This is a genomic window from Rhizobium sp. SRI_017, assembly GCF_057586295.1.
On sequence record NZ_JBYCZP010000002.1, the window covers coordinates 211,783 to 237,223 of the forward strand.

Consider the following 25,441-nt stretch of genomic DNA (forward strand, 5'->3'; position numbering starts at 1 on the left):
GCTGCTCGGCGCGGCATCCGCGCTGGCGATGACGGCCAAGGATATCGCAGAAGAATAGCGAAGGGATCTGTCATCACCGTGAGAATAAAGCCGGCAGTGCTGCACGTCATTGACCGCCGACACGAAAACGGTTGACGATACCATCGACATTTTGGAGACGATATGAATTTGCGCAACTTCGTTCTCGCCGCAGCGTTTGCGGCTGCCTGGCTGCCGGGGCAGACAGCACAGGCCTGGGTTTCGAAACAGGTCGGCGACTGGAATGCGGAATGCTCCAATGGGCTCACCTGTAAGATGGGCTTCTGGGATTTGAATGCAAAGGGCCTGCAATATGTCAGCTTCCAGCGAAAGGGGGCACCGAATGCTCCGGTCGACCTTCGCCTGAGCACTGCGCCGGATTTCTCGCCCGATGCGGATCCGACGGTGACCTATCGCTTCACCGTCGACGGCAGAGAACTGCTCCGGATTGCCGCCAAGGACCTCACGCAGGAAGAGCATAGCGACGTCTACTTCTATTCCAACCAGGCCAAAGTACTGGCGTTGCTGGATGCGATGGAGAGTGGCAAGACTGCCGACGGCACGGTAACCGGCAAGGCCGGCAGCCAGATGCTCCCGGTCAAGCTTGATGGTGTCAAAGGCGCCATGCTCTATCTCGACGAAGCGCAGGGTAGGCTTGACCGTGTCGATGCGCTTGAGGCGAAGGGCGACAAGAAACTGCCGAGGGATGGGACGGCAAAGGATATCCTGACGCTCGAGGACATGCCCGAGATCGTGAGAAAGGATTTCACCGACTCCGGCGGTGCCTGCTCCGATCTTCCGCCCGAGAGGATCAAGCAATTCGAGGGTTTCGACGTGGCCATCGGATCAATCCGGCTCATCGGCGTGCCCTGTGCCACGGGTGGCGCCTATAACCAGCCCTATGCGCTCTATGTGATGAACGAAGTGGTTGAGCGGATTTCCTTCCCTTATATGGACGAAGGCAAGCCAACGGCGATGACGGTCGCGATGAACATCGACTTCGATCCGGTGACCAAAACCCTGACGTCCTTCTTCCGCGGCCGTGGGATCGGCGATTGCGGCGAGTATATGAAGTGGCAGTTCGATGAGCGGGGCGACAGGCTGTCGCTTCTGGAAATGCGCAACAAGCCCGATTGTGACGAAGGCGACAACGATCCGACGAAATTCCCGCTCGTCTGGAAGGCCGAGAAATGAGCGCAGGCTATTCCGGGACGCCGCTCATCAAAAAGCTCGGCCTCAAGGACGGAATGCAGGCGCTGCTGATCGGCGTGCCGGATGCGCTGCCAGAGATCTCGGGGTTTCCTGGCTACGCGAGTGTGGAGCACGCGCTGCCGTCGCCTGTCGAACGCGTGTTCGACTATGCTCATGTGTTCGAGACGGATCGCGGCAGGCTTCAAGCTATGGAGTCTGGTATCCGCGCGTCGCTCAAGCCGGATGGCATGGTCTGGTTCTCCTGGCCCAAGAAGGCCTCGAAAGTGAAGACCGACATCACCGAGGATGTGCTGCGCGACATCTTCCTGGCGACCGGCCTCGTCGATGTGAAGGTTGCCGCGATGGACGAGACCTGGTCCGGGCTCAAGTTCATGTTCCGCAAGGAGTTGCGGGCAGCCCTATGAGGCATTGTCCGCACGACTGATCCTCAGGACCTGGCCGTCGGGGTCATCCGTGGTCACCAGGAGCGCACCGTCGGGGGCGACGATGATGTCGCGCAGGCGGCCATAGTCGGCATCGAGGAAGCGTTCCTCCTCACCGAATTTGCCGCTCTCGTCGCGATCGATGCGCGAGATCAGGCCGAATTTGAGAGAGGTCGTGAAGATGTCGTCCTTCCATTCGGGGAACATTTTGCCCTGATAGACGACCAATGCACCCGGTGCGATCGACGGATCCCAATAGAAGGCTGGCTGTTCGAGACCGGGGGAGGACGTGCCGACGCCGATCTTTCGGCCGTCGTAGTTCTTGCCGAATGTGATGGTCGCCCAGCCGTAGTTGAGACCGGCCTTCGGCAGGTTGATCTCGTCACCGCCCTGCGCGCCATGCTCGGCGGTGATGATGCCTCTGGTCACCGGATCTAGCACCAGGCCCTGGGCGTTGCGATGGCCTTTGGAGAAAATTTCCGGCAGCGCCTGCTTGCCATCTGCGAAGGGATTGTCGTCGGGCACCGAGCCGTCGGTGTTGATCCGCATGATGCTTGCTGCGTGATCCATGAAATCCTGGCCACGCTTCATGTCGCCGCGGTCGCCGATCGCGAAGTAGAGCTTGCCATCAGTGCCGAAGGCGATGCGCGAACCGAAATGCCGGCCGGTTGTGCCGATCTTCTTCATCCTGAAGATCGTCTGCACGTCGCCCAGAGAGCGTTCGTCCTCCGATAGCTTTGCCTTGATAACGGCGGTTCCGGCACCGCCATCATAGGCAAGTGCGGCGGTCATGAAGATCGTGCGGTCCCTGGCGAAATCGGGGCTCAGCGCCACATCGAGCAAGCCGCCCTGGCCGCGCACGGCGACTTCGGGCACGCCCTCGATCGGTTCGGATAGCTTGCCGTCCCTGACGATGCGCAGGCGCCCGGGTCGCTCGGTGACGATATAGGCGCCATCCGGCAAAACCTCGATGGCCCAGGGGAATTCCAGGCCCGACGCGACGGCCTCGATCTTTACCTTGACCTTTTGCGTCGCGAATTCATCCGCCTGGGCCGTGCCGCAGGCGAGAACGGCAGCGAGAGCAGGGAACATCAGTTTCGAGAATGTCGGCATTATCGGTTCTCCTCATTCGGACCGGGAAGAGACTCCCAGCCAAGTGAGGCCATAACGCGTCAGTGCTCGACTTGGGCGGCGGAAAAAGGCACCTCCATCCGCGAGACCTGATCAAAAGACCGTTATCGTCGTCCGTCACGGCAAGAAGCGCACCGTCGGGCGCTTCCTCAAGATCTCGGATGCGGCCGGATCATGATGTCAAGCCGGTGAAGGGGCTTTGGTCAGCCCGTGCGTTTGCCGAAAGCGGCCACCTTGCGGCCACCGCCAAAGGTCGGCGCGCTCGCGCGCGGCAGATGCAGCGACGGATCGTAGCGCTCGAGTTCGACCTTTGGCCGCACGTCGTTGCGGATCGGCTGATCGCTTTCCGGGAAGTCGGCGTTGAAATGGGTCGGCGCGAGCTCCGGCCTGGCGAGGGCGTAGCCCTGCAGCAGTGGAACCTCGAGATTGTGGCACATGTCGACCTGGCGCAGGTCTTCGAGGCCTTCGAAGATCGCCAGGATCCCCTTTTCGCGGAACTGGTTGACCATGACGCGCAGCAGCGCAGAGCCGGCGGAATTCTCGAGGAACTCCTTGACCCAATCCGCTTCGAACTTCACGTAGTCGGGCTTCAGCAGATTGAGACGGGCAATGTCGCGTTCTTCCGCGCCATATTCGTCGATCGCGATGCGGAAACCGTGGCGGCGCAGTTCCTCGACGAACAGCGAGAGCATGTCGGAGGAGTCGTTTTCCTTCTGCGTGATCTCGCAGGCGATGCGTTCCGGAGTCATACCGGCCTCGATCGCGGCGAGCTTGATGATCTCGACTTCGCGACGGATCGCCATGTCGGTCACGAAGAGACCCGGATGGAAGTTGACAAAGAGTTTGGCATGGCGGCGGTTGAGCGCGCCGGTGTTGAAGATGTGGAGTGAGCGGCAAAGGCTGTCGACCTTGGCGCGGTCCTGTGGTGCGATGCTCGAGAAAAACTCGCCGGGGCGCACCAGTTCGCCGTTTCGTTTCGGTCGGATCAGGCCTTCGAAGGCCTGGAGCGCCAGCGTGCCCTCGTCATCCTGGCTGAAAATCGGCTGCAGCGCGGAGTGGAGCGTATAGGTACCGTAGTCCGCCACCCAGGCTTCGTCGTCGTCTCGCCGGAGATTTGAAAAGATGCTCGCCATTGTGCCTTCCGCAGAAATCCTGCCATACCCGGTAAGGTTACATCGGAATTCATTACCTCCCGCTTAAGCGAAACCCGAGATTCTTCGCCTTTGCGGCGGTTTTTACGGGCGCAATCCTTTCTTGATCGATGCGGTGCCATCTCCTATAAAGCCACCGCCTCAAACAACATCCCTGATAAGGAACCTGATAATGGCCTTCCTCGCCGACGCTCTTTCCCGCGTGAAGCCCTCTGCAACCATCGCCGTCTCGCAGAAAGCCCGCGAATTGAAGGCCAAGGGTCGGGACATCATCAGCCTCGGCGCCGGCGAGCCGGATTTCGACACGCCCGACAATATCAAGAAAGCAGCGGTCGATGCGATCGATCGCGGCGAGACGAAATACACCGCCGTGGCGGGCATCATCGAACTGCGTGAAGCGATTGCCAGGAAATTCAAGCGCGAGAACAATCTCGACTATACCGCCAATCAGGTGATCGTCGGGACCGGCGGCAAGCAGATCCTGTTCAACGCCTTCATGGCAACGTTGAACGCAGGTGACGAGGTCATCGTGCCCGCGCCCTACTGGGTGTCCTATCCGGAGATGGTGGCGCTTTGCGGCGGCACGCCGGTCTTCGTGCCGACGACGACCGAAAGCCAGTTCAAGCTGCAGCCGGCCGATCTCGAAAAGGCGATCACGCCAAAGACCAAGTGGCTGATCTTCAACTCGCCGTCCAACCCCACGGGTGCCGCCTATACGCTTGAAGAGCTCAAGGCGCTGACCGACGTGCTGGTGAAATATCCGCAGGTCTGGATCCTGACGGATGACATGTATGAGCATCTGACCTTCGACGACTTCAAGTTCACGACACCGGCCGAAGTCGAGCCGAAGCTTTATGATCGGACGCTGACGATGAACGGTGTCTCGAAGGCCTATGCGATGACCGGCTGGCGTATCGGCTATGCGGCAGGTCCGTTGGCGCTCATCAAGGCCATGGACATGATTCAGGGTCAGCAGACGTCGGGCACCAATTCGATCGCCCAGTGGGCGGCACTCGAGGCGCTCGAAGGGCCGCAGGATTTCATCGAGAAGAACAAGAAGGTTTTCCAGGGCCGCCGCGATCTCGTCGTCTCGATGCTCAACCAGGCCAAAGGCCTTAAGTGCCCGACGCCGGAAGGCGCCTTCTACGTCTACCCGTCCTGCGAAGGCCTGATCGGCAAAACCGCGCCTTCGGGCAAGGTCATCGAGACGGATGAGGATTTCGTCTCCGAACTGCTCGAAAGCGAAGGCGTGGCGGTCGTGCACGGCTCCGCCTTCGGCCTCGGCCCGAATTTCCGCATTTCCTATGCGACGTCGGAGACATTGCTTGAAGAGGCATGCCGTCGCATCCAGCGCTTCTGCGCCGCCTGCCGTTAAAGAGAAATCGGGGCGGGTAGCACCCGCCCCAGCATCTTACGCGACGAAGAGGAAGTCCGTTTCGTCCAGCGTTCCGACCAGCGCGTGGCGGATGTAGAGGACGTCGCCATCCGGCCCCTCGATGCGGGCGTCGGCGCCAACCTGCGAGATATGATTGGTCACCAGGTCGTCGAAACTGTCGATACCTTGCAAGCCGCGCAGATCGATGCGGTCGCCGTCGAAGAAGCCGCGGATCGTGTCGCCGCCATAGCCGGTCTTGAACACGAACACATCCTTGCCATCGGCGCCGATCAGAAGATCGTCGCCCTTGCCGCCGTCAAGCAGGTCGTTGCCACCCTTGCCGTTGATCGTGTCGTTGCCACCTTTTCCGTAGAACTTCTCGCCGATATCCTGGCCGGTCAGGGTGTTGTCCTTGCCGTTGCCTTCGATGACAGGGCGAACATCGAGGGTCAGCTTGTCGGCCGCGAGTTTCTTGCCGGCGTCGGTGAAAACGCGCTGCATGATTGCGCTGCCGTCGCCGTCGGTGTCGAAGCTCTGCCAGGTCACGACGAACTTGCCGTTGTCGAGCGCCGCAACCGATGGCTCCCACTGTTCGCTGTTGGTATGCTTGTTGATCAGCAGTTCCTTGCCGACCTTTAGACCGGACGCATCGTAGACTTGGCCAAAGATGCCGTAGCCGTTGCCGTCCTGGTTTTCGGATTGCCAGGTGACCACATAGCCGCCGGTGGAAAGCCCAGTGACGTCGACCGCGTCCTGGTCGCTGGTTGTCGTCTTGTTGACCCGCCTTTCGACACCGTCCACCGTGCCATCGGCGTCGAAACGCTGTTGGTAGATGCCGTAGCCGCTACCATCCTGATTCTGGCTTTCCCATGTGACGAGGAAATCGCCATTCGCCAGCGTGGTGATCTCTGGATCATACTGGTTTCCGGGTGTGTAGGTGTTGACGTGGAACTCGCTGCCCGACTTGCTGCCGTTGGCGTTATAGATCTGTGCATAGATGCCGCTCGTGTCGCCGGCGTGGCCATAGGAGCACCAGGTAACCGCCCACCGGCCGTTGGCGTGCGCGGTGACGCTGGAGGCGAACTGGTCGGCGGTCGCGAAGGTGTTGACCAGCGTCTCGCCGCCCACCTTGTCGCCATTCGCGCTATAAACCTGCTGATAGATGTCGAATTTGCTGTTGCCATCGCCCGGGTCGTCGTCTTCGCCCTGCCAGGTGACCACCCAGCCGCCGGTTGTGAGGCCGGTGAGTGAGGACGTCGACTGTGCGCCAAGCGACGTGGTGTTGGCCTGCATCTCGACGCCCTGTTTGGTGCCATCGGCATTGTAGGCCTGCAGCCTGATCTCCGGGTCGGTACTGGGATCGCCGGTATTCGTGCTCCAACTCACCACCCAACCCCCATCCGTCAATGACGCGATATGGGGCTGAAACTGACTGTTGCCGGTCGTCGTTGGCACCTGCGTCTCGACGCCCGATCTGGTCCCATTGGCATTGTAGCGCTGCTGATAGATGCCGCCGCTCGAGCCGTCCTGCCCATAAGATGTCCAACTGACGATCCAGCCGCCATCGTCGAGCGTAGTTATCTCTGGATCTGACTGATTGCCTGCTGTTGCGGTATTGACCCGCTTTTCCTTGCCGCCGGTGTAAGCCATGGCAACCTCCGCTTCGCACGGCGGAGTTTCGCGAACTTCGCCTTCTTGTCAGCTTAACGACGAAGAAGCAAAAGATATTCTGGCAATATTACAGAATAGCAAAAATTAATCGGAAATTCCCTGGAAATTCCAATGGAAAGTTTCAGCCGGGTGAGAGTTGCGCAATGTCGGCGGCTGAAATGCAGGCAAAAAAAAGAGGGCCACAGCAATAGCTGGGCCCTTTATAGTTGTGAAGGTAATTAACCTCCAGAGGGGAACAGCTGATGCGGCGGCACTGGGAGGAAAACCGCCATGTGCATCAACTACAGGCGATATGGTCGTTTCTTGTGCACGGCACAATGGTGCGCGACGCATGCCAGATATGCGCGCGACGCATGGTTATTTGAACGCTGGGCTAAGTACCCAAAAATGCTGAATTATTGTCAAATTCCGCATCGCCTTAGCTAACGCCTCGTAAAAAATAACATTTTTGAATCTGTCATATAAGCGGGTTTGGATGCTTGAAGCACGATGAATGAGCCCCCAAAGCGGGCCCACACGCTCAGGCAACGGGCAATGCGTCAGAAATTCCAGTTGCGCGCCTTGGCGACGATGAAGTCGCGGAAGACCTTCAATTTGGCTGCGTTCTTCATTTCTGCGGGATAGCAGAAATAGGTATCGAAGGAGGGCACATCGGCATTTGTGACGAGTTGCACCAAGCCAGGGTCGCGTCCGACGATATAATCCGGCAGCATCGCGATGCCGATGCCCAGCAAGCAGGCACGCTTGATCGAAGTCAGGCTGTTGATCTGCAGCACCGGCACGCGCGGATCGTCGTCGGGACGGGCAGCGGTTTCCAGCCAGTTCACGTCGAGGAGGTAGTTCGGCGCAGGCTCGCCGAAGGAGATGATGCGGTGGTTGTCGAGCTCTTCGAGAGTCAGCGGCTCACCATAGCGGCTGATATAGGACGGCGCTGCATAGACATGCATATGGACGGTGAAGAGCTTGCGCTGGATGAGGTCGGACTGCTGCGGCTCGCGGAGCCGGATGGCGCAGTCGGCGTGGCGCATGTTGACGTCGAGCTCCTCGTTGTCGAGGATGAGCTGCACCTGCATTTCCGGATAGAGTGCCAGGAATTCCTGCACCTTGTCGGTCAGCCAGCCCTGTCCGAGGCCGACGGTGGTGGTGATGCGCAGCCGGCCTGTCGGCTTTTCGGTGGTCTCGGTCAACTGCATCTTGACCATTTCGAGCTTCATCAGCACCTCATGCGCGGTGCGATAGAGAAGCTCGCCCTGTTCGGTCAGGATCAGGCCGCGGGCGTGGCGATGGAACAGTTTGGTGTTGATATCGGCTTCCAGCGCCGAGACCTGGCGGCTGATCGCTGATTGAGACAGGTGCAGCTTATCGGCGGCATGTGTGAAGGAGCCAGCCTCCGCCGCCGCATGAAATATGCGCAATTTATCCCAGTCGAGCGCCATCGCCCCAGTTCCCCTTGGTATCGGCCGCGATGTTCCCCCGCGGCTCGTGCCGGCCGCGGATTATTCCGCGGCTTCGGCGATGTGCAGATGTCCGGCCAGGAAACGCTCGGCCTCGAGCGCGGCCATGCAGCCCATGCCGGCCGCCGTGATCGCCTGGCGGAAGATGTCGTCGGTGACGTCGCCCGCGGCAAAGACGCCCGGGATGTTGGTTGCCGTGGAATCCGGCGCGGTCCAGAGATAGCCATTCGGCTTCATCCTGAGATGGTCGGCGAAGAGCTCGGTCGCCGGTGCGTGGCCGATGGCGACGAACAGGCCGTCGATCGCGCGCTCGGTGATCTCTCCGGTGCGGGTATTGCGGATCTTGACGCCGGTGACCGAAGCGGGCATCGGCGGATGCAACTGCTCACCTGTAATCTCTGAGATCTCGCTGAACCATTCGATCTTCACATTATCCTTGGCGAACAGGCGTTCCTGCAGGATCTTCTCGGCACGGAAACTGTCACGGCGATGGATGACGGTCACGGTCTTGGCGATGTTCGAAAGATAGAGCGCTTCCTCGACAGCGGAGTTGCCGCCGCCGACCACGATCACGTCCTTGTTGCGATAGAAGAAGCCGTCGCAGGTAGCGCAGGCCGAGACGCCGAAGCCCTGATAGGCCTTCTCCGACTCGATGCCCAGCCACTTCGCCTTGGCGCCAGTGGAAATGACAACCGTATCGGCAATCCATTCCTGGCCGGAATCGGTCGTGACGTGGAAGGGGCGGTGCGACAGGTCGACCTTGGTCACAATATCGTTGATGATTTCGGCACCGACATGCTTGGCCTGGCCCAGCATCTGCTCCATCAGCCACGGGCCCTGGATCGGATCGGCATAGCCAGGATAGTTCTCGACATCGGTCGTGATCATCAGCTGGCCACCCTGTTCGAGGCCGGCGATGAGGACGGGCTGGAGCATGGCGCGTGCGGCATAGATCGCCGCCGTATAGCCGGCCGGCCCCGATCCGATGATCAGGACTTTGGTGTGACGAGCAGACATATCGAAATCCCTAATGGTGCGGTGGCGCGGCCACTGCATAACTCATGCTTATCTATGACCTCAACGCATGGATATTCAAGGGCGGGGCACTTCACGCTCGTGTCAAGTACGACCTTTTCCCCGGATTAGAAGAGTCTCACATGCTTTCCTCAGGGTACTTTCTCCGCTAAAGCGTTGGATCGGGGAATCTCCGCAGAACAACAACAGACCGCCCGCGGATCGAAATGGAGGAGACATGCAGGCTCTCTTATCCTTGAGCGGCGTCATCGACGCCTTTTCAAAAGTGCTTGGCAAAATCGCTGACTATCTTGTCCTGTTTTGCTCGCTGATCTCCGCCGGCAATGCCATCGTGGCCTATTTCTGGCCCTCGCTCACGTCCAATGCCTGGCTTGAAATCCAATGGTACATGTTCGGCGGGATCGTCCTGCTCGGTGCCTCTTACACGCTCAAGATGAACGAGCATGTTCGGGTCGACCTGATCTATGGCGCGGTCAGCGACAGGACGAGGCTCTGGATCGACACGATCGGCATGATCTTCTTCCTGCTGCCGGTCTGTCTCTATTTCACCATCGCCTGCTGGCCCTTCTTCGTGAGCTCCTATGTCGGTGGAGAGATGTCTCCCAATGCCAGCGGCCTGATCCGCTGGCCCGTCAAGCTGCTCCTCGTCGTGGGCTTTGGCTTCCTGTTCCTGCAGGGCATCTCCGAACTCATCAAGCGCATCGCGGGTCTGATGGGCGTCGTAAAGATCGACACCACCTACGAAAAGCCGCTGCAGTAAGCCGGTTGGGAGAATTTCATGTTTGATTTCGGTATCATCCCGCCGCTGATGTTCATCGGCATGGTCATCTTCATGCTGTACGGCTTCCCGGTGGCTTTCTCGCTGGCAGCCGTGGGCCTGTTCTTCGGCATTGTCGGCATCATGACCGGCCATTTCACCGAGGCGTTTCTTGAGAACCTGCCGTTTCGCTTTTACGGCATCATCTCCAACGACCTTCTACTCGCGATCCCGTTCTTCACCTTCATGGGCGCCATCCTCGAACGATGTGGTCTGGCGGAGGACCTGCTGGAGGGTACCGGCAAGCTCTTCGGCGGCATCCCCGGCGGTCTCGCCTTTGCCGTGATCTTCGTTGGGGCAATTCTGGGCGCGATCACCGGCACCGTGGCGGCGTCGGTCATCACCATGGGCATGATCTCGCTGCCGATCATGCAGCGCTACGGTTATGACATGAAGCTCGCGACCGGTGTGATTGCAGCGTCGGGCACGATCACGCAGCTCATTCCGCCGTCGCTGGTGCTCATCGTGCTGGCTGACCAGCTCGGCCGCTCCGTCGGCGACATGTATGCCGGCGCAATCGGCCCGTCACTGCTGCAAGTCGCGATCTTCATCGCATATGTCGCCATCATCGCCATCTTCCGTCCGAAGTTGATGCCGCCGCTGCCCAAAGAGGCGCGCGGCGAACTTGATTCGAAACTCATCATGACGATCCTGATGGGTATGATCCCGTCGATCGTCCTGATCTTCCTCGTTCTCGGCACGATCTTGACCGGTATCGCGAGCCCGACGGCGGCAGGTGCAATGGGCGTCGTGGGAGCGATGGTCCTGGCCGCGATCAACCGTCGCCTCACCTGGCCGTTGCTTCGCCAGGGCATGGAGTCGACGATGCGCATAACATCGATGGTCGTCTTCATCCTGATTGGTTCGACGGTGTTCAGCCTCGTCTTCCAGGGCATGGATGGTGGCCGCTGGATCGAGCATCTGCTGTCGGGCCTGCCGGGCGGTGTGATCGGATTCCTGATCTTCGTCAACATCTTCATCTTCATCCTGGCGTTCTTCCTCGATTTCTTCGAGATCGCCTTCATCATCGTGCCCATGCTGGCGCCCGTCGCGCATGCGATGGGAATCGACCTCGTCTGGTTCGGCGTGCTGATCTGCGTCAATATGCAGACGAGCTTCATGCATCCGCCCTTCGGCTTCGCGCTCTTCTACCTGCGCGGCATCGCACCACCTTCGGTCAAGACCAGGGACATCTATCTCGGTGCGCTGCCGTGGGTGGGTTTGCAGTTGATACTGGTCGCGGTGGTGATCTTCTGGCCGGAATCGGTGACCTACTGGATCGACAGCGGTCCGAAGGTTGATCCGAACTCAATCGAGATCAAGATCGACCTGCCGACGCTTGGAAATGACACAGACGGCGGGCTGCCAGGCGTGGAGCTGCCGCCGCTTGGCCAGTGAGCGGGATCAACTGCCGGCGGGCAGCGTGATATGCGAGCGGCCCGGCACATAGGGCCGCCCGTCGATCACGCGCTGCCAAGGCTTGTAGCCCTGACCGAAGAGATCGAATTCGGGCTTGTGGCGGTTGGTGGCCACGCCCATTATCGACAGAAGCGACCAGTCGAGTTCGTCGGTCTGGTAGGCTCGCTTCTCGAGTACCGGCTTCTCGGCCAGCATTGCTGCATCCTTCGTCCATAGAAACATCGGCACGGTAAATCCGCTTTCGAGCTTGAAATTGTGCCCCCAGACGCTGGTGAGGTGGCCGACCTCCTGTGCGTGGTCCGAGACGAAGAGCATGCTCGCATCTGTGCCCTTCGCGCTGTTGAGCCTGCTGATCACCTCCGACAGGAAGTAATCGGTGTATAGGATCGTGTTGTCATAGGTGTTCCGCGCTGTCTTCAAGGCACTCCATCTCAATGCCATTTCCTCAGAAACCTCGTCATCGAGATTGTCGAAGCGATTGAAGTCGGCGGGATAGCGCAAGCTGTAGTGCTGATGCGACCCAATGGAATGGACGACGATGAATTTCAGCGGAGCGGGATCGGCCAGCGCTTTGTCGATTTCGGGAAAGAGCGTCGCATCGAGGCTGGTGTCGCTGCGCTGGCCAAGGCCGTGGTTCACAAGCTGGAAGTAGTCGGCTTCCTGACCGAAGACGGTGTTGAGGAAGAAGTCGTTCTGGTTCGACAGCCAGAAGACCTTGTAGCCGGCTGCCTTGGCGAGGAGGATTACGTCCGGCTCGGTCTCCCACTCGCCGCCGACGGCGTGGCTCGCACCAGTCAGAATTCGGGTGACTTCGATGTCAGTGCTGCCGAAAGAGGAAACAGTATCGGGGAAGAGGATCAGGTTGTCGCGGAGCGCTTCGAGTTTCGGCGTCGTCTCGCGCTGGTAACCGAAGAGCGACCAGTTTTTGCGGTTCGAGCTCTCGCCAATCACGAAAACGACGGTGCGGTTACCCTGCTTGGCATAGCGTGGCTGCCACTTCTGGACCTCGCGGGCGGCCACGGCACGGTCAGCGACGAGCCGGACACGATCCTTCTCCTGCTGGCGCAGTTCCAGCGCAAACTTCGCCCAGCGCGTCACAGGGTCGGCGCGGGCGACGACATGGTTCGTGTGATAGGCGAGGGGAACGATGACGAGAACGAGGCCGACGAAAACAGCCACCCAGCGCGGCGGGTTCACGGTCTCAAGATGGCGACCGAGGCCGCGCGCGAGCCGCATTAGCGCATAGGCAAGCAAGGGTACGAGCACGAGAAACGGCAGGATCAGCATTCCTGCCTCCCAGACATATTCCTTGGTTTCCTGGTAGTTGGTGTTGCTGACCGCCTCGACAACGACGGGCGACTCGATCGGCAGACCATAACGCCACATGGTGAAGCCGACGGCGAAGAAATCCACGACCCAGACGAGCGCCCAGGCGAAATAGAGAATATAACCGAAGCGCGCATAGCGGCGGCTGAGCAAGGCCAGACCCCAGACGGGCAGGGCGAGGATGAGCAAGGAGAGGCCGTTGACCGCGGCGATGCGGTTGGGTGCGCCGCTCAGCCGCAAGGCCACGTAGCTCACGCCATAGGCGGCAATGAACGCCGCGAGGAAGCGCAGGTAGACATTCCGGTAGAGCTTGTGGGTTGCTGCGGCTATCAATGCCATGGAACTTCCGGTATTCGCATTTCGTGAGTGAATCTGCTGCTGCTGGCGGTTTGATCGGGCACATCAAATGCGTCGTCACGAAACCGTCATAATCTGCTTCGCTCTTCGCAGCAAAAAGAGACGCAATCTTGGCATCCGACCGGCCATTTCGAAGACAGGCGATCAAACTTCTCACGCAGCTCTTCCTCGGCCGGCGCCGGGCGCATTATCATTCCTGGCTGCCGTCATTGAAGATCGACGGTCGCGCAGTCGGATCGCCGGGCTCGTTGTTCTATCGCGGGCAAAAGATCGTCGATCTCTTGGGCGTGGACGCGCTCGCGCAACGGGCGGGTTCATGCATCCTGATCATTGGCTCAGGGCCTTCGGTGAAGACGCTTTCGCCCCAATCGGTGCCGCCCCGTCAAGCCTTGTTGTTGAACGGTACGATCAATCTGCTCGCCGAGGGGCTTGCCGAGCCACTCGCCGTTGCGATCGAGGATGAGCGGTTTGTCTGGCGACACCATGCAACCATCATGCGCCTCGTGCCACTTGATGTGCCCATGCTGTTGTCGCCGGGCGCGATCCGGGCGCTCTGCGATATCGATGCAGGCTTCTTGCGAGGCAGGCCAATCATCCTGATCGATGACATCAGGAAACCCTATGCTCATCCGCGGCTGGATGATGCCGAACTGCGTGACATGGACCATGTGACATTGCGCGATGGGGCCGGGTTCTCGTCGGCCCCCGGGAGGGGTGTGTTTCAAGGAGGCTCGGTCGTCGTTTCCGCGCTGCAGTTTGCACTGGCGGCAGGCGCGGCCGAAATCGGCTTCATCGGCATCGACATCAGCAATGCGGATACGCCCCGATTCTATGAAGAAGTGGGATCAGCGGCGTTTTCAGGTGTGGCCGGCGCCGAAAGACGCATCCTCGATCATGTCGCAATCGCTCGACATGAGGCCAAAAAACGTGGCATCCGGCTGGTGAACCACGCGCCGGCATCGGCGCTACGCTCAATCGGCCTTGACTACGTCCCGCTGGAAACGAGCGAGCGATAGACCGCCGTCAAACCATCCACCTCATTGCCGATATCGAACGTTGCCTGGACATGGGCGAGTGCTTTCCTGCCATGGCGACGGGCGAGGTCGGGGTTTGCTAGATAGGGCTCGATCGCCGCGATGTAAGCCGCGAGATCGCCGGTCGGCACGAGGGCGCCGGTTTCGCCGGCGCGAATGATTTCCGGATAGGCCCCGACATCGCCGGCGATCGCTGCGACGCCTGATGCCATTGCCTCCAGTGGGGTTAGGCCGAAGCCCTCGGTGCGGGAAGGGGCGACATAGAGGTCAATGCTGCGATACCATGCATCGACGCGGGTCGTTTCCTCAGCTAGCCTGAGCCGATCGGAGAGGCCGGCAGCAGCGATTTTGCGCCGCAGTTCCTCAGCGAAGCTATCATGCTCTGTCGTCACCCGCCCGATCGCCTCGCCCTCCCAATCGGGGTAGCGCGGCAGTAGGGCGATCAGCGCATCGATGAAGAGGTCCGTTCCCTTCTGGTGGCGAATGCGGCCGGCGCAGCCGATGCGCAGGCGTGATCGCTCGCGGTGCTCGGCCGGACGGAACCGCGCAGTATCGATGCCATGCATCACGACCGTGTAGGGTACCTTAAGATAGGAACCGGTCTTGGCGCTGGTCGCCACGACATGGTCCATCTTCGAGATCAGCCATCGGGAATAGCCCGTATGATGGCGCTGCGACGCGGAGGTGAAGAGCAGCTTGAGCTTCATCCTGAATATGTCGCGCAGCACGATGCCGGCCAGCATCTCGATATTGCGGCGCGCGTGCCAGATGCGCGGACGGCCGCCGGGCAGGGCGCGCCAAAGGCCGAGAAACTGGTGATATCTCATCTTGGGCAGATTGTCGGGCAGGCCGGGACCGAGCGTCGCGATCTTCACGCCCGCTGCAGTCTGACGCGGGACCAGCTGGATGATTGTCGAGGTCACACCGGAAAGGCGCCGCTTGAAGTGCGGCGCGATAACTTCGATGTCCTGAATGTCAGGCAAGGCGTTCCCAGCCTTTCGCCGGTGGAGCGGGTGCTCAGCCCCAGTTCACGGCGAGGATTTCGTAGGCCTTCGAGCCGCCGGGCGCATTGACCTCAATGGAATCGCCGACTTCCTTGCCGATCAGCGCGCGCGCGATCGGGGAGGAGATCGAAATACGGCCTTCCTTCACATCGGCTTCCTGGTCGCCGACGATCTGGTAGGTCTTTTCTTCCTCGGTGTCCTCGTCGACAAGCTTCACCTTGGCGCCGAACTTGATCTTGGCACCAGACATTTTCGAGAGATCGATGACCTCGGCACGGGCGATATAGTCTTCGAGCTCGCCGACGCGGCCCTCATTGTGGCTCTGCGCTTCCTTGGCGGCATGATATTCGGCGTTTTCCGACAGGTCACCATGGGCACGGGCTTCGGAGATCGCCTCGATGATCCGGGGACGCTCTTCCTGCTGGCGCCAGCGCAGCTCTTCGTTCAGCTTGACGAAGCCGCTCTGTGTCATCGGTACCTTTTCGACCATTTTATTCACCTTCGGCATACCGTGCCCATCCAACCGGGCACAAAAAGAAAACGGCTCCAGAAGCGCGAACTTCAGAACCGTGAGCAAATTCGTGTGTGGCAGATATAGCAGAGTCCGCGTGGAAAATGCGAGCTTTTTTTGACGACGCGCCCGCGGACCAAGCTAACCGGCGACCGGATAGAGCGGGTTGTTCAGAAGGTTCGGCGCAAGATCGCCTGTGGCAGCAGCGTATTTCCCCCTTGAAGCGCGCCGACGAATTCCGCGATGATGCCCGCCACCTGATCGGGCTGCTCGACATGCGGAATATGGTTGACGCGATCGAGAACCATCAGCGTCACATTCGGGAAGAGCGACCTGATCTGCTCGCCCTGGGCCAGCGGCGTCACGCTGTCCTCACGCCCCCAGATCAGCACGACCGGCGGCTCGAAATTTCGATAGTTTGTCCGGTCCGCGGCCAGTGACCGCGTCTCGTCGCCGAAGAGCGCATCCGAGAGCCACTTTGCCACCTCGGTGGTGGTATCCCTGAGGACGAAGGGTTGCTGATAGAGTGCGATACGCTTGGCATTGACGATCCGGTCGTCATAGATGAAATCGCGAAGGCCTTTGCCCGTCATCAAGGGATTGGTGAAGGTCGCTGCAGTCAGCGATCGGCCGAGGATCGGCGCGCCGAACAGCTTTGCAATCATGTCCGAACCACCGGGGCTGTCGAGCCCCAGCGCGACGTCGAGCAGCACGAGCCCCTCGATGCGATCAGGTGCCATGAAGGCGGCTTCAAGCGTCGCTCCGCCGCCAAAGGAATGACCGACCAGAACGAGCCGGTCGAGGTGGAGCGCGTCGGCAAAGGCGATAATCAGCTTGGCCTGTGCCTGGCGTGAATAGTCACCGTCGGCTGGCCGCTCTGAGAAGCCGAAGGGCGGCAGGTCCGGCGCGATGACGTGGTAGCCCTTATCAGCCAGCCTCTCGGCTATTTCGTACCAGGTCTTGGACCATGCAAGGGTGCCATGGATGAGCAGGATCGGTTGGCCGCTTGCCGGACCCCAGCTCATGTAGTGCATGTCCAGACCGGCGGCCTTCACATAGGTTCCCGGATGCCCGCCCCGTCCGGGCAGGAGGGTTTCGCGGAGCGAGGCAGTAAAGGAATACCAGGCGAGGCCAGCGACGATCGCACCAAGGATCATGGCGATTCCGATGGTCACGATACGGCGTATGCGAGCCAGCAGGGGCGTCCGATGCCGAAGGGTAATCGAAATCTGCATACGAGACCGCTCTCAAGAGGACCTGACCTATCCTACCGCATCGACCTTAAGACTATCCTTCCCTATGAAGGGTTGCGCGCGGCCACTTTGATCGTAAACTGTGGCCGGTCACTGCAACCATGAGAACTCAGATGCTTATCGTGCTTCTCTATATCCTCGTATTTCTTGCCCTCGTTCTCTTGCTTCTGTTTATCATTGCCGCCCGCCGTCCCGACGAATTTGCCGTTCGGCGTACGGCTGATATCCGCGCGCCGGCCGACAAGGTATTCGGTCTGATCAACGACTTCCGGCAATGGCCGAAATGGTCCCCCTGGGAAAAACTCGATCCCAATCTCAATCGCACACTCTCCGGCACAGAGGCGGGGCGCGGCTCGGTCTATGAATGGCAGGGCGACAAGCGGGTCGGTGCAGGGCGGATGGAAATCCTGGATTCCGTGCCGCACACGCGCATCGATATCAAGCTGTCGTTCCTCAGGCCATTCAAGGCCGAAAACCGCACCATATTCACCATCACCCCCGTCGATGGCGCCTCGCGTGTGCTCTGGGAGATGACCGGCACCAACAACTTCATGTTCAAGCTCATGGGCCTCATGATGAACATGGACAAGATGGTCGGTGGGGATTTCGAAAGAGGCCTCGCCGCGATGAAGGCTGAAGCCGAACGCGGCGAACTTGCTGCACCTGACCCGGCTTCTGCCTGATCAAAGATAGGACGTGATGCAAGGCGAATTCTGCCAATTGTAGTTCAGTCCGTCCGAATAATGGATCGGCAGGCTCGCCAGTTCCTCGGGCGACACGTCATCGAGGCAGGCGACGTTGATGGAGACGAAGGCGCCGCCGATCTGCTCGACATAGCCGTCGCCATAGGCGTGCAGGCCACACGTCTTGCAGAAGCGGTGATGGCCGCTGAAGGTGCCGAACTGGTAGTCGTTGGTGTCGGTCTCCTCGCAGAGCAGGCGGAAAGCCTCCGGCTTGACATTGGCGCCCCATGAACGCGACTTCGAGCAGAAGGTGCAGTTGCAGCGGCTCGTGCCGGCCGAGAGGTCGACATCGACTTCGTAACGAACCCGACCGCAATGGCAGCTTCCCTGGTAGGTCTTGAGCATTTGGCGTCCTCCTTCGTTTCTGATGAAGGCAACTCTATCGCGACTTGCTGTCAGAAATTGGCAGCATTAGGCGAGCCAGAATTTTTTCAGATGAGGCCTTTACCTCAACCGGAGTTGAGGTTGTATTGATCCTGCTTCCACAGTTCCAGAAGTTCGGAAGGAAGCAGGAATGACCCTTGAAAACGCGTTGACGGATGGTGACCCTTCCTTCGCCGGAGGAGGCACCGGCGATGGCTGGCGCGATCTGATGCGGCCGAGATATCTCGCCTCGACGATCATGCTCTGCTTGGGCACGGCGCTCTTTGCGTTCAATGAGTTCTTCGTTTCCGTTGCCATGCCCTCCGCCGTCGCCGATCTCGGCAAGCCCTGGCTGCTCGCCTGGGCCTTTTCCCTCTTTCTCGTCTTTGCCATCATCGGTGGGGCGTTCGCCGCCTATCTCAAGGCGCGGTTCGGGAGCAGGGCGACGCTCGTCGCCGCGACAATCGTCTTTATCGCCGGAACCTGCCTGGCCAGCATGGCGGCGCATTCCTCGCAGCTCGTCGTCGGTCGCCTGTTGCAGGGATTCGGCGAGGGCATCACCATTGCGCTCTGCTATGCCTTGATCCCGGACCTGTTTCCCAAGGCGTTGGTGCCGAAGGTGTTCGGCAGCGAGGCCATCGCCTGGGCCACGGCAGCCTTCGGCGGGCCGTTGCTCGCCGGGATATTGACGCAGTACATCTCCTGGCGTGCTGCCTTTGCTTCGAGCCTGCCTGCCGCCTTGCTCTTCATTCTGCTGGTCCTGTTCATCGTGCCGCGCAAAGACAAGGCCGAGGAGGTTAGGCCACCTGTTCCACTCCTCCGGCTCCTGATGATCGGCGGGGGCATCATGGCGGTCGCGGTCTGCGGCCTGACAAACGTAGTCGCCTATATCGCGGCGCTGCTGGTGATAGCCGCGCTATTCGCATGGACCTTCATGCGCGCGGACCGTCGTAGCAACGATTCGATCCTGCCGCGAGGCGCCTTTTCGTTGCGCATACTCCCGGGCGCCGGTCTCTGGGTGATCCTGCTGATGCCTGTCGCCGGTTCGGCGGATGCAATCTATTTGATGTATGGGTTACAGGGCATATGGGGCCTGGGGCCGGTTGAGATGGGGCTGGCGAGCGCCGTCATGGCGCTGGCGTGGAGTTTTACCGCGATTGTCGTCGCCAGCATAAGATCGACGGAAACACGCAGGCGCCTGATCTTCGCGGGACCGATCTTCGTCGCCGCCGGCATGTGCGGTATCGTGGTAAGCATGAGCGCGGACGTGTTGTGGCTCGTTTATGCGAGCCAGATGGTGATCGGCACCGGTTTCGGCATTAGTTGGGGAACGCTCAGCCAATTGCTGATGGACCGCTCGCCGGATGCCGAGCGGGACAAGACATCCGCGCTGCTGCCCACTCTGCAGTCGGTCGGCTATGCGATCGGCGGCGCGACTTTCGGACTTCTGGCCAATGCCGCCGGCTTGAGAGAAGGGCTGACCGGCGATCCATTGCGCGGCGTGCTACTGCCAGTGTTCGTGGCCGCATTGGCGACGTCGTTGGCAGCGGTGTTCTTTGGTTGGCGGACGGTCGCCATATCTGCGTCCGCCAATCGGTCGGCAAATGATGCCTAGGCGAAATAGGCCTGCAATGGTTGGACTTCGAGATTGCCGGCCTTCAGCGCCTGAATCGCCTCTGCCGCTGCCAATGCACCCGACATGGTTGTGTAATACGGCACCTTCTGCATCAGGGCGGCGCGGCGGAGCGACTTCGAGTCCGAGATCGCCTTGTTGCCGTCGGTCGTGTTGATCACCAGCTGGACCTGGCGGTTGCGGATCGCGTCCTCGATATGCGGACGGCCTTCGAGCACCTTGTTGATCTTGGTCGACTGAATGCCGTTTTCGATCAGGAAGCGCTGGGTGCCGCCTGTCGCCATGACCTTGAAGCCGATTTCGTCGAGGATGCGGATCGCCGTCAGGACACGCGGCTTGTCGCTGTCGCGCACCGAGACGAAGACGGTCCCCGAGCGCGGCAGTTCGACGCCGGCGCCGAGCTGGCTCTTGGCGAAGGCGAGCGCGAAATCGCGGTCGAGGCCGATGACCTCGCCGGTCGAGCGCATTTCCGGGCCGAGCAGCGTGTCGACGCCCGGGAAGCGGGCGAAGGGGAACACGGCTTCCTTGACCGCCATGTGCTTGAGGGCGCGGGAGTCCGGCCGCGACGGCGTGTAGGCGCGGAAGGCGGCTTCCAAAGTCTCGCCGGCCATGACGCGGGCGGCGATCTTGGCGATCGGCGCGCCGATGGTCTTGGCGACGAAGGGCACCGTGCGCGAGGCGCGCGGATTGACTTCGAGAATGTAGATGATGCCGTCCTTGATCGCGTACTGGACGTTCATGAAACCGCCGACATTGAGCGCCTTGGCGAGCATCTTGGTCTGGCGCTCGAGTTCATCGAGCGTGTCCTTGGGCAGCGTGCGCGGCGGCAGCGAGCAGGCCGAGTCGCCCGAATGGATGCCGGCTTCCTCGATATGCTCCATGATGCCGCAGATATAGACATCATGGCCGTCGGACAGGCAGTCGACGTCGACCTCGATCGCATTTGTGAGATAGCTGTCGAACAGCAGCGGATTCTTGCCGAGCAGCGTGTTGATCTGACCGGTCTTGTCGTTCGGGTAGCGCTGCTTGATATCCTCGGGCACCAGTTCCGGAACGGTGTCGAGCAGGTAGCTCTGCAGCTGGCTTTCCTGATGGATGATCTGCATGGCGCGACCACCCAGCACGTAGGACGGGCGGACGACGAGCGGGAAGCCGATCTCGGTGGCGACGAGGCGGGACTGCTCGACCGAATAGGCGATGCCATTCTTCGGCTGGTTCATGTCGAGCTTCATCAGCAGCTTCTGGAACCGGTCGCGGTCTTCGGCGAGGTCGATCATGTCAGGCGCGGTGCCGAGGATCGGGATGCCGTTGCGCTCCAGCGCCTCGGCGAGCTTGAGCGGGGTCTGGCCGCCGAACTGGACGATGACGCCGAGAAGCTCGCCCTTCTCCTGCTCGATCTTGAGGATTTCGATGACGTCTTCGGCCGTCAGCGGTTCGAAATAGAGACGATCCGACGTGTCGTAGTCGGTCGAGACGGTCTCGGGGTTGCAGTTGACCATGATGGCCTCGAAGCCGGCGTCCTTCAATGCGAAGGCGGCATGACAGCAGCAATAGTCGAACTCGATGCCCTGGCCGATACGGTTCGGGCCGCCGCCGAGGATGACGACCTTCTTGCGGTCGGACACCTCGGCCTCGGATCGGGTGGTGCCGACGAACGGCGTCTCGTAGGTCGAATACATATAGGCGGTCGGGGAGGCGAATTCGGCGGCGCAGGTGTCGATCCGTTTGTAGACCGGGCGGACGTTGAGCGCGTTGCGGATTTCCGCGACTTCCTTCGGCCGCTTCTTCGTCAGCGTCGCCAGCCGGGCGTCTGAGAAGCCCATGGCCTTCAGCATGCGAAGATTGTCGGCATCCTCAGGCAGGCCGTGCTCGCGGATGCGGGCTTCCATGTCGACGATCGACTTGATCTGGGCGATGAACCACGGGTCGATCTTGCAGGCGCCGTGGACTTCGTCCTCGCTCAGGCCCATGCGCAGCGCCTGGGCGACCTGGCGCAGGCGGTCCGGCGTCGGGGTGCCGATTGCGGCACGAATGGCATTGTGATCGTCGCCGTCGCCCATGCCGGGGATCTCGATCTCGTCGAGGCCCGTGAGGCCGGTCTCCAGACCACGCAGCGCCTTCTGCAGGCTTTCCTGGAAGGTGCGGCCGATGGCCATTACTTCGCCGACCGACTTCATCGCGGTGGTCAGCAGCGGCGAGGCGCCCGGGAATTTCTCGAAGGCGAAGCGCGGGATTTTTGTCACGACATAGTCGATCGACGGCTCGAACGAGGCCGGGGTGGCGCCGCCCGTGATGTCGTTGTCGAGCTCGTCGAGCGTGTAGCCGATGGCGAGCTTGGCGGCGATCTTGGCGATCGGGAAGCCGGTGGCCTTGGAGGCGAGCGCCGACGAACGCGAGACGCGCGGGTTCATTTCGATGACGACCAAGCGGCCGTTCTCGGGATTGACGGCGAACTGCACATTCGAGCCGCCGGTCTCGACGCCGATCTCGCGCAGAACCGCGATCGAGGCGTTGCGCATGATCTGGTATTCCTTGTCGGTCAGCGTCAGCGCCGGCGCGACGGTGATCGAGTCACCGGTATGGACGCCCATCGGGTCGATATTCTCGATCGAGCAGATGATGATGCAGTTGTCCGCCTTGTCGCGGACGACCTCCATCTCATATTCCTTCCAGCCGAGGACCGACTCTTCAATCAGCACTTCCGTGGTCGGGGAGGCGTCAAGGCCGGAGCCGACGATCTCGAAGAATTCCGAGCGATTGTATGCAATGCCACCGCCGGTGCCGCCGAGCGTGAAGGAGGGGCGGATGATGGCGGGCAGGCCGACGAAATCCATCGCCTGGGCGGCAATCGCCTGGGCATGGCTCATGTAGCGCTGCTTGCGGTCGCTCTCGCCGAGGTTCCACCTATTCTCCAGCGCGTCGAGCGCGCTGTCGAGTTCGGCGCCGGACAGCTCCGCCTTCAGCTTGGCGCGCTCGGCCTCATGGCTCTTGCGGTCCAGGTCCTTGATGTCGGTGGCATTGGCCAGCATCGACTTCGGTGTTTCCAGGCCGATGCGCTTCATCGCCTCGCGGAACAGCGCACGGTCCTCCGCCATGTCGATGGCGTCGGGCTTGGCGCCGATCATTTCGACATTGTAGCGGTCGAGAACGCCCATGCGGCGGAGCGACAGCGCGGTGTTGAGCGCGGTCTGGCCGCCCATGGTCGGCAGCAGCGCGTCGGGGCGCTCCTTGGCGATGATCTTGGCGACCACTTCGGGCGTGATCGGCTCGACATAGGTCGCGTCCGCCAGATCCGGATCGGTCATGATCGTCGCCGGATTGGAATTGACCAGGATAACCCGGTAGCCTTCTTCCTTGAGCGCCTTGCAGGCCTGTGTGCCGGAGTAATCGAATTCGCAGGCCTGACCGATCACGATCGGGCCGGCACCAATGATGAGGATCGATTTGATATCCTGGCGCTTCGGCATCTATGCTTCCATCTCAATTTCGCCTGCAGCAAGGGCCGGCTTACGGAAAACTTCCGGCCGGGTGCAGGTTCGGGTCTTTTAAGGCTAGAAGCGGCTTATAGGGAAATGATGGGGGGAACGGAACCCCGGAAATGCGACAATGGACAGGAAAATTCGAGCAGGAAGTTTCGATCTCGTTAGCGATGTTGCGCCGTTTCGATATGCCTTGGACCTGCGTTTGACTATCAGCGAGCGATCAATCGCTACTTTGAGGTGCTTTCGTGGTCTGGCCATATGAGGACGGTGACTATCCGGACGGCTATTTCCTGGCACAGGGGACAGAGCCGATTTCTATTGGGAGGGGAGGCTATAAACCACGAGAATATGCGCGGCGGCATGGGGAGGCGATCGTCCATTACGCCTCCAAGGTGCCGTTCTACGTCGACAATATTTTGTTGCCCGACGGATCGCGCGGGCGCGTCGGTCCGGCCAACGTTTTCTCTAAACGGTATCGCCGCCCGTTGACACACATCCAAGATGCCTGGGTGTCCAATCCGGTTCACGTGCCCATCAAATGGCGTTGGGGACTGCTTTCGATAGAGCCTGATGACGTCATCTTTGTTGAGGCGCCCGATGAGCCGACAATCCACATTTATGAAGATCTAGCTCCGCTCCAGCGAGATCTCTATGGGAAACCCGAGATCAAAAGTCTTGCCGACACCTATGCCGGTGCGGTAGCGCTCTATTATGTTCTGCGGAACGCGGATTGGACCCGCGGCGATGAACGACCCTGTTGCACGAGCGATGGAGCCGCGCTTATCGTAAGCCACATTCGCGGCCTCGGTGAAACTCTTTTCGACTTTTGGCCACTGGACTTGGATCGACCCACAATGGACGGCGCGATCCATTTTTTCGAGAACTATCTTCGGAAAAGGGGCTGGACCAACCCTCACACGTTTACCCAAGGCTGACGGCGCACCGCCGCCGGATAACCTATGGCACAACAATTGCTCTGATGTCGCCCCGTTGCGCGGGATTGCGGATGGCATCGACGGCCTCATCGAGCGACACGCGGCGGGAGATCAGCTTCGCCACATTGATCGCTCCCGACGCCACGAGATCGGCGGCGCGGCGGTGGGTGAAGGGGTTGACGAAGGAGCCGAGCACGCGCAGTTCCCGGAACAGGATATCGAAGGGCTCGATCTCGATCCTGGCGCCCTGCGGCATCACCCCGAGAATGACGACAGTGCCGCCAGCCTTGGCGAGCCGCATGCTCTGCCGCATCGTCTCGGGCACGCCGGCACATTCGATCACCACGTCGACGCCGCCCGGGGCAAGACCAGCCGGACCGGCGATTGCGTCGATGATATCGGTGGAGGATGGGTCGACCGTGGCGGTCGCGCCGACGTCCTCGGCAAGGCGCCGCTTCGATTCCTGGCGGGTCGAAAGGATGACGGTTGTCGCACCGGCGAGCCGCGCGAGCTGGACTGTGAGGAGACCGATGACACCGCCACCCAGAATAACCACCGATGATCCGGCCCTGATCTCGGCCATGTCGATGCCATGCAGGCAGCAGGCAAGCGGCTCGCAGAAGGCACCGTGTAGCGGATTGAGGCTGAGCGGAATGGCAAAGGCCTGCTTTTGCGGTACCAGCACATAGTCGGCAAGGCCGCCGTCGCGGTGAATGCCGATGGCCTGCAGGTTCCGGCAGAGATTGACGCGGCCGGCCATGCATTGTGGGCAGCGACCGCAGCAAATATTGGGGTCGCCGGTAATCCGATCTCCGATTTTGAAGCCCGTCACATCCCTGCCGAGGGCTTCGATTATGCCCGCGAATTCGTGACCGATCGTGACAGGCGGCCTGGACGGAAACTCGCCGAGAAAGAGGTGCCGGTCGGTACCGCAGATGCCGCAGGCCTCAACGCGGACGAGAAGGTCATCGGGACCGGGCAGGGGCTTTTCGACGTCCCGCACGAAGAGATTGCCAATTGATTCCAGCCGTAGCGCCTTCATGGAGCTCCTCCTCACTCACCGCCTCATTGGACCGTGAAATGCGGAGGCGGTCA

The 25,441-nt window shown here is 60.6% G+C and carries 21 protein-coding genes; 9 read left to right on the plus strand and 12 right to left on the minus strand.

What is annotated here, in order from left to right:
- Window positions 1-162 precede the first annotated feature (162 nt).
- On the plus strand, window positions 163-1,212 hold the full coding sequence (locus AC2YI2_RS05840; protein ID WP_487385499.1) for a DUF1176 domain-containing protein: 1,050 nt from the start codon (window positions 163-165) through the stop codon (window positions 1,210-1,212).
- A complete protein-coding gene (locus AC2YI2_RS05845) occupies window positions 1,209-1,634 on the plus strand; it encodes a DUF3052 domain-containing protein (RefSeq protein ID WP_487385500.1) in 426 nt (141 codons plus the stop codon). The genes AC2YI2_RS05840 and AC2YI2_RS05845 overlap by 4 nt, the downstream gene beginning before the upstream one ends.
- Here AC2YI2_RS05845 and AC2YI2_RS05850 read toward each other — a convergent pair.
- Together AC2YI2_RS05850 and AC2YI2_RS05855 are read right to left on the minus strand one after the other, a co-directional pair.
- Window positions 1,629-2,765 carry a PQQ-dependent sugar dehydrogenase gene (locus AC2YI2_RS05850; RefSeq protein WP_487385501.1) on the minus strand — a complete coding sequence of 379 codons (1,137 nt, stop codon included), beginning with the start codon at window positions 2,763-2,765 and terminating at the stop codon, window positions 1,629-1,631. The two genes, AC2YI2_RS05845 and AC2YI2_RS05850, sit on opposite strands and share 6 nt — an antisense overlap.
- Window positions 2,766-2,986: 221 nt before the next feature.
- Window positions 2,987-3,916 (minus strand): EAL domain-containing protein, encoded by a 930-nt coding sequence (locus AC2YI2_RS05855; protein WP_487385502.1) that lies wholly within the window; start codon window positions 3,914-3,916, stop codon window positions 2,987-2,989.
- 190 nt (window positions 3,917-4,106) lie between these two features.
- On the opposite strand from AC2YI2_RS05855, the gene AC2YI2_RS05860 reads away from it, so the two are divergent.
- The gene (locus AC2YI2_RS05860) at window positions 4,107-5,309 is read left to right on the plus strand and encodes a pyridoxal phosphate-dependent aminotransferase (protein WP_487385503.1); all 1,203 of its coding nucleotides are present in this window, start codon (window positions 4,107-4,109) and stop codon (window positions 5,307-5,309) included.
- Window positions 5,310-5,345: 36 nt separating this feature from the next.
- Here the strand turns inward: AC2YI2_RS05860 and AC2YI2_RS05865 are convergent, their stop codons facing one another.
- The 3 genes from AC2YI2_RS05865 to trxB form a co-directional block, all read right to left on the minus strand.
- Entirely contained in the window at window positions 5,346-6,959 is a 1,614-nt protein-coding gene (locus AC2YI2_RS05865; protein ID WP_487385504.1) for a hypothetical protein, read from the minus strand.
- A gap of 560 nt (window positions 6,960-7,519) precedes the next feature.
- Window positions 7,520-8,416, minus strand: coding sequence for a LysR family transcriptional regulator VtlR (locus AC2YI2_RS05870; RefSeq protein WP_487385505.1), 897 nt, complete (start codon window positions 8,414-8,416; stop codon window positions 7,520-7,522).
- A 60-nt stretch (window positions 8,417-8,476) separates the two neighbouring features.
- Complete coding sequence (trxB, locus tag AC2YI2_RS05875) at window positions 8,477-9,451, minus strand: thioredoxin-disulfide reductase (RefSeq protein WP_487385506.1); 975 nt, start codon at window positions 9,449-9,451, stop codon at window positions 8,477-8,479.
- Between the two features lie 235 nt (window positions 9,452-9,686).
- On the opposite strand from trxB, the gene AC2YI2_RS05880 reads away from it, so the two are divergent.
- Together AC2YI2_RS05880 and AC2YI2_RS05885 are read left to right on the plus strand one after the other, a co-directional pair.
- Window positions 9,687-10,229, plus strand: a complete 543-nt coding sequence (locus AC2YI2_RS05880; protein ID WP_487385507.1) for a TRAP transporter small permease subunit — start codon at window positions 9,687-9,689, stop codon at window positions 10,227-10,229.
- A gap of 18 nt (window positions 10,230-10,247) precedes the next feature.
- Window positions 10,248-11,684, plus strand: coding sequence for a TRAP transporter large permease (locus AC2YI2_RS05885; protein ID WP_487385508.1), 1,437 nt, complete (start codon window positions 10,248-10,250; stop codon window positions 11,682-11,684).
- Window positions 11,685-11,690: 6 nt separating this feature from the next.
- On the opposite strand, the gene AC2YI2_RS05890 is transcribed toward AC2YI2_RS05885, so the two are convergent.
- Window positions 11,691-13,370 carry a phosphoethanolamine transferase gene (locus AC2YI2_RS05890; protein WP_487385509.1) on the minus strand — a complete coding sequence of 560 codons (1,680 nt, stop codon included), beginning with the start codon at window positions 13,368-13,370 and terminating at the stop codon, window positions 11,691-11,693.
- Between the two features lie 227 nt (window positions 13,371-13,597).
- Between AC2YI2_RS05890 and AC2YI2_RS05895 the strand changes: the two genes are divergently transcribed.
- Window positions 13,598-14,404 carry a glycosyl transferase gene (locus AC2YI2_RS05895; protein WP_487385510.1) on the plus strand — a complete coding sequence of 269 codons (807 nt, stop codon included), beginning with the start codon at window positions 13,598-13,600 and terminating at the stop codon, window positions 14,402-14,404.
- Here AC2YI2_RS05895 and AC2YI2_RS05900 read toward each other — a convergent pair.
- The 3 genes from AC2YI2_RS05900 to AC2YI2_RS05910 all read right to left on the minus strand — a co-directional run bounded on the left by AC2YI2_RS05900 (window position 14,374) and on the right by AC2YI2_RS05910 (window position 17,094).
- On the minus strand, window positions 14,374-15,405 hold the full coding sequence (locus tag AC2YI2_RS05900) for a glycosyltransferase family 4 protein (protein ID WP_487385511.1): 1,032 nt from the start codon (window positions 15,403-15,405) through the stop codon (window positions 14,374-14,376). The two genes, AC2YI2_RS05895 and AC2YI2_RS05900, sit on opposite strands and share 31 nt — an antisense overlap.
- Window positions 15,406-15,439: 34 nt before the next feature.
- Window positions 15,440-15,916: a transcription elongation factor GreA gene (gene greA, locus AC2YI2_RS05905; RefSeq protein WP_487385512.1), complete on the minus strand. Its 477-nt coding sequence runs from the start codon at window positions 15,914-15,916 to the stop codon at window positions 15,440-15,442.
- A 191-nt stretch (window positions 15,917-16,107) separates the two neighbouring features.
- A complete protein-coding gene (locus AC2YI2_RS05910) occupies window positions 16,108-17,094 on the minus strand; it encodes an alpha/beta fold hydrolase (RefSeq protein ID WP_487385513.1) in 987 nt (328 codons plus the stop codon).
- Window positions 17,095-17,303: 209 nt separating this feature from the next.
- On the opposite strand from AC2YI2_RS05910, the gene AC2YI2_RS05915 reads away from it, so the two are divergent.
- Window positions 17,304-17,873, plus strand: coding sequence for an SRPBCC family protein (locus tag AC2YI2_RS05915; protein ID WP_487385514.1), 570 nt, complete (start codon window positions 17,304-17,306; stop codon window positions 17,871-17,873).
- Here AC2YI2_RS05915 and AC2YI2_RS05920 read toward each other — a convergent pair whose 3' ends face one another.
- Complete coding sequence (locus AC2YI2_RS05920) at window positions 17,874-18,278, minus strand: GFA family protein (protein WP_487385515.1); 405 nt, start codon at window positions 18,276-18,278, stop codon at window positions 17,874-17,876.
- A gap of 169 nt (window positions 18,279-18,447) precedes the next feature.
- On the opposite strand from AC2YI2_RS05920, the gene AC2YI2_RS05925 reads away from it, so the two are divergent.
- On the plus strand, window positions 18,448-19,911 hold the full coding sequence (locus AC2YI2_RS05925) for an MFS transporter (protein WP_487385516.1): 1,464 nt from the start codon (window positions 18,448-18,450) through the stop codon (window positions 19,909-19,911).
- Here the strand turns inward: AC2YI2_RS05925 and carB are convergent.
- On the minus strand, window positions 19,908-23,396 hold the full coding sequence (carB, locus tag AC2YI2_RS05930) for a carbamoyl-phosphate synthase large subunit (RefSeq protein ID WP_487385517.1): 3,489 nt from the start codon (window positions 23,394-23,396) through the stop codon (window positions 19,908-19,910). The two genes, AC2YI2_RS05925 and carB, sit on opposite strands and share 4 nt — an antisense overlap.
- A gap of 260 nt (window positions 23,397-23,656) precedes the next feature.
- Between carB and AC2YI2_RS05935 the strand changes: the two genes are divergently transcribed.
- Window positions 23,657-24,346 carry a hypothetical protein gene (locus AC2YI2_RS05935; RefSeq protein WP_487385518.1) on the plus strand — a complete coding sequence of 230 codons (690 nt, stop codon included), beginning with the start codon at window positions 23,657-23,659 and terminating at the stop codon, window positions 24,344-24,346.
- 22 nt (window positions 24,347-24,368) lie between these two features.
- On the opposite strand, the gene AC2YI2_RS05940 is transcribed toward AC2YI2_RS05935, so the two are convergent.
- Window positions 24,369-25,388, minus strand: a complete 1,020-nt coding sequence (locus AC2YI2_RS05940; RefSeq protein WP_487385519.1) for a zinc-dependent alcohol dehydrogenase family protein — start codon at window positions 25,386-25,388, stop codon at window positions 24,369-24,371.
- Window positions 25,389-25,441 lie beyond the last annotated feature (53 nt).

Bases quoted from the DNA above. Each gene is read 5' to 3' on its own strand.
- AC2YI2_RS05840 (WP_487385499.1), top strand. From the start codon at position 163: ATGAATTTGCGCAACTTCGTTCTCGCCGCAGCGTTTGCGGCTGCCTGG.
- AC2YI2_RS05845 (WP_487385500.1), top strand. From the start codon at position 1,209: ATGAGCGCAGGCTATTCCGGGACGCCGCTCATCAAAAAGCTCGGCCTC.
- AC2YI2_RS05850 (WP_487385501.1), bottom strand. From the start codon at position 2,765: ATGCCGACATTCTCGAAACTGATGTTCCCTGCTCTCGCTGCCGTTCTC.
- AC2YI2_RS05855 (WP_487385502.1), bottom strand. From the start codon at position 3,916: ATGGCGAGCATCTTTTCAAATCTCCGGCGAGACGACGACGAAGCCTGG.
- AC2YI2_RS05860 (WP_487385503.1), top strand. From the start codon at position 4,107: ATGGCCTTCCTCGCCGACGCTCTTTCCCGCGTGAAGCCCTCTGCAACC.
- AC2YI2_RS05865 (WP_487385504.1), bottom strand. From the start codon at position 6,959: ATGGCTTACACCGGCGGCAAGGAAAAGCGGGTCAATACCGCAACAGCA.
- AC2YI2_RS05870 (WP_487385505.1), bottom strand. From the start codon at position 8,416: ATGGCGCTCGACTGGGATAAATTGCGCATATTTCATGCGGCGGCGGAG.
- trxB (WP_487385506.1), bottom strand. From the start codon at position 9,451: ATGTCTGCTCGTCACACCAAAGTCCTGATCATCGGATCGGGGCCGGCC.
- AC2YI2_RS05880 (WP_487385507.1), top strand. From the start codon at position 9,687: ATGCAGGCTCTCTTATCCTTGAGCGGCGTCATCGACGCCTTTTCAAAA.
- AC2YI2_RS05885 (WP_487385508.1), top strand. From the start codon at position 10,248: ATGTTTGATTTCGGTATCATCCCGCCGCTGATGTTCATCGGCATGGTC.
- AC2YI2_RS05890 (WP_487385509.1), bottom strand. From the start codon at position 13,370: ATGGCATTGATAGCCGCAGCAACCCACAAGCTCTACCGGAATGTCTAC.
- greA (WP_487385512.1), bottom strand. From the start codon at position 15,916: ATGGTCGAAAAGGTACCGATGACACAGAGCGGCTTCGTCAAGCTGAAC.
- AC2YI2_RS05910 (WP_487385513.1), bottom strand. From the start codon at position 17,094: ATGATCCTTGGTGCGATCGTCGCTGGCCTCGCCTGGTATTCCTTTACT.
- AC2YI2_RS05915 (WP_487385514.1), top strand. From the start codon at position 17,304: ATGCTTATCGTGCTTCTCTATATCCTCGTATTTCTTGCCCTCGTTCTC.
- AC2YI2_RS05920 (WP_487385515.1), bottom strand. From the start codon at position 18,278: ATGCTCAAGACCTACCAGGGAAGCTGCCATTGCGGTCGGGTTCGTTAC.
- AC2YI2_RS05925 (WP_487385516.1), top strand. From the start codon at position 18,448: ATGACCCTTGAAAACGCGTTGACGGATGGTGACCCTTCCTTCGCCGGA.
- carB (WP_487385517.1), bottom strand. From the start codon at position 23,396: ATGCCGAAGCGCCAGGATATCAAATCGATCCTCATCATTGGTGCCGGC.
- AC2YI2_RS05940 (WP_487385519.1), bottom strand. From the start codon at position 25,388: ATGAAGGCGCTACGGCTGGAATCAATTGGCAATCTCTTCGTGCGGGAC.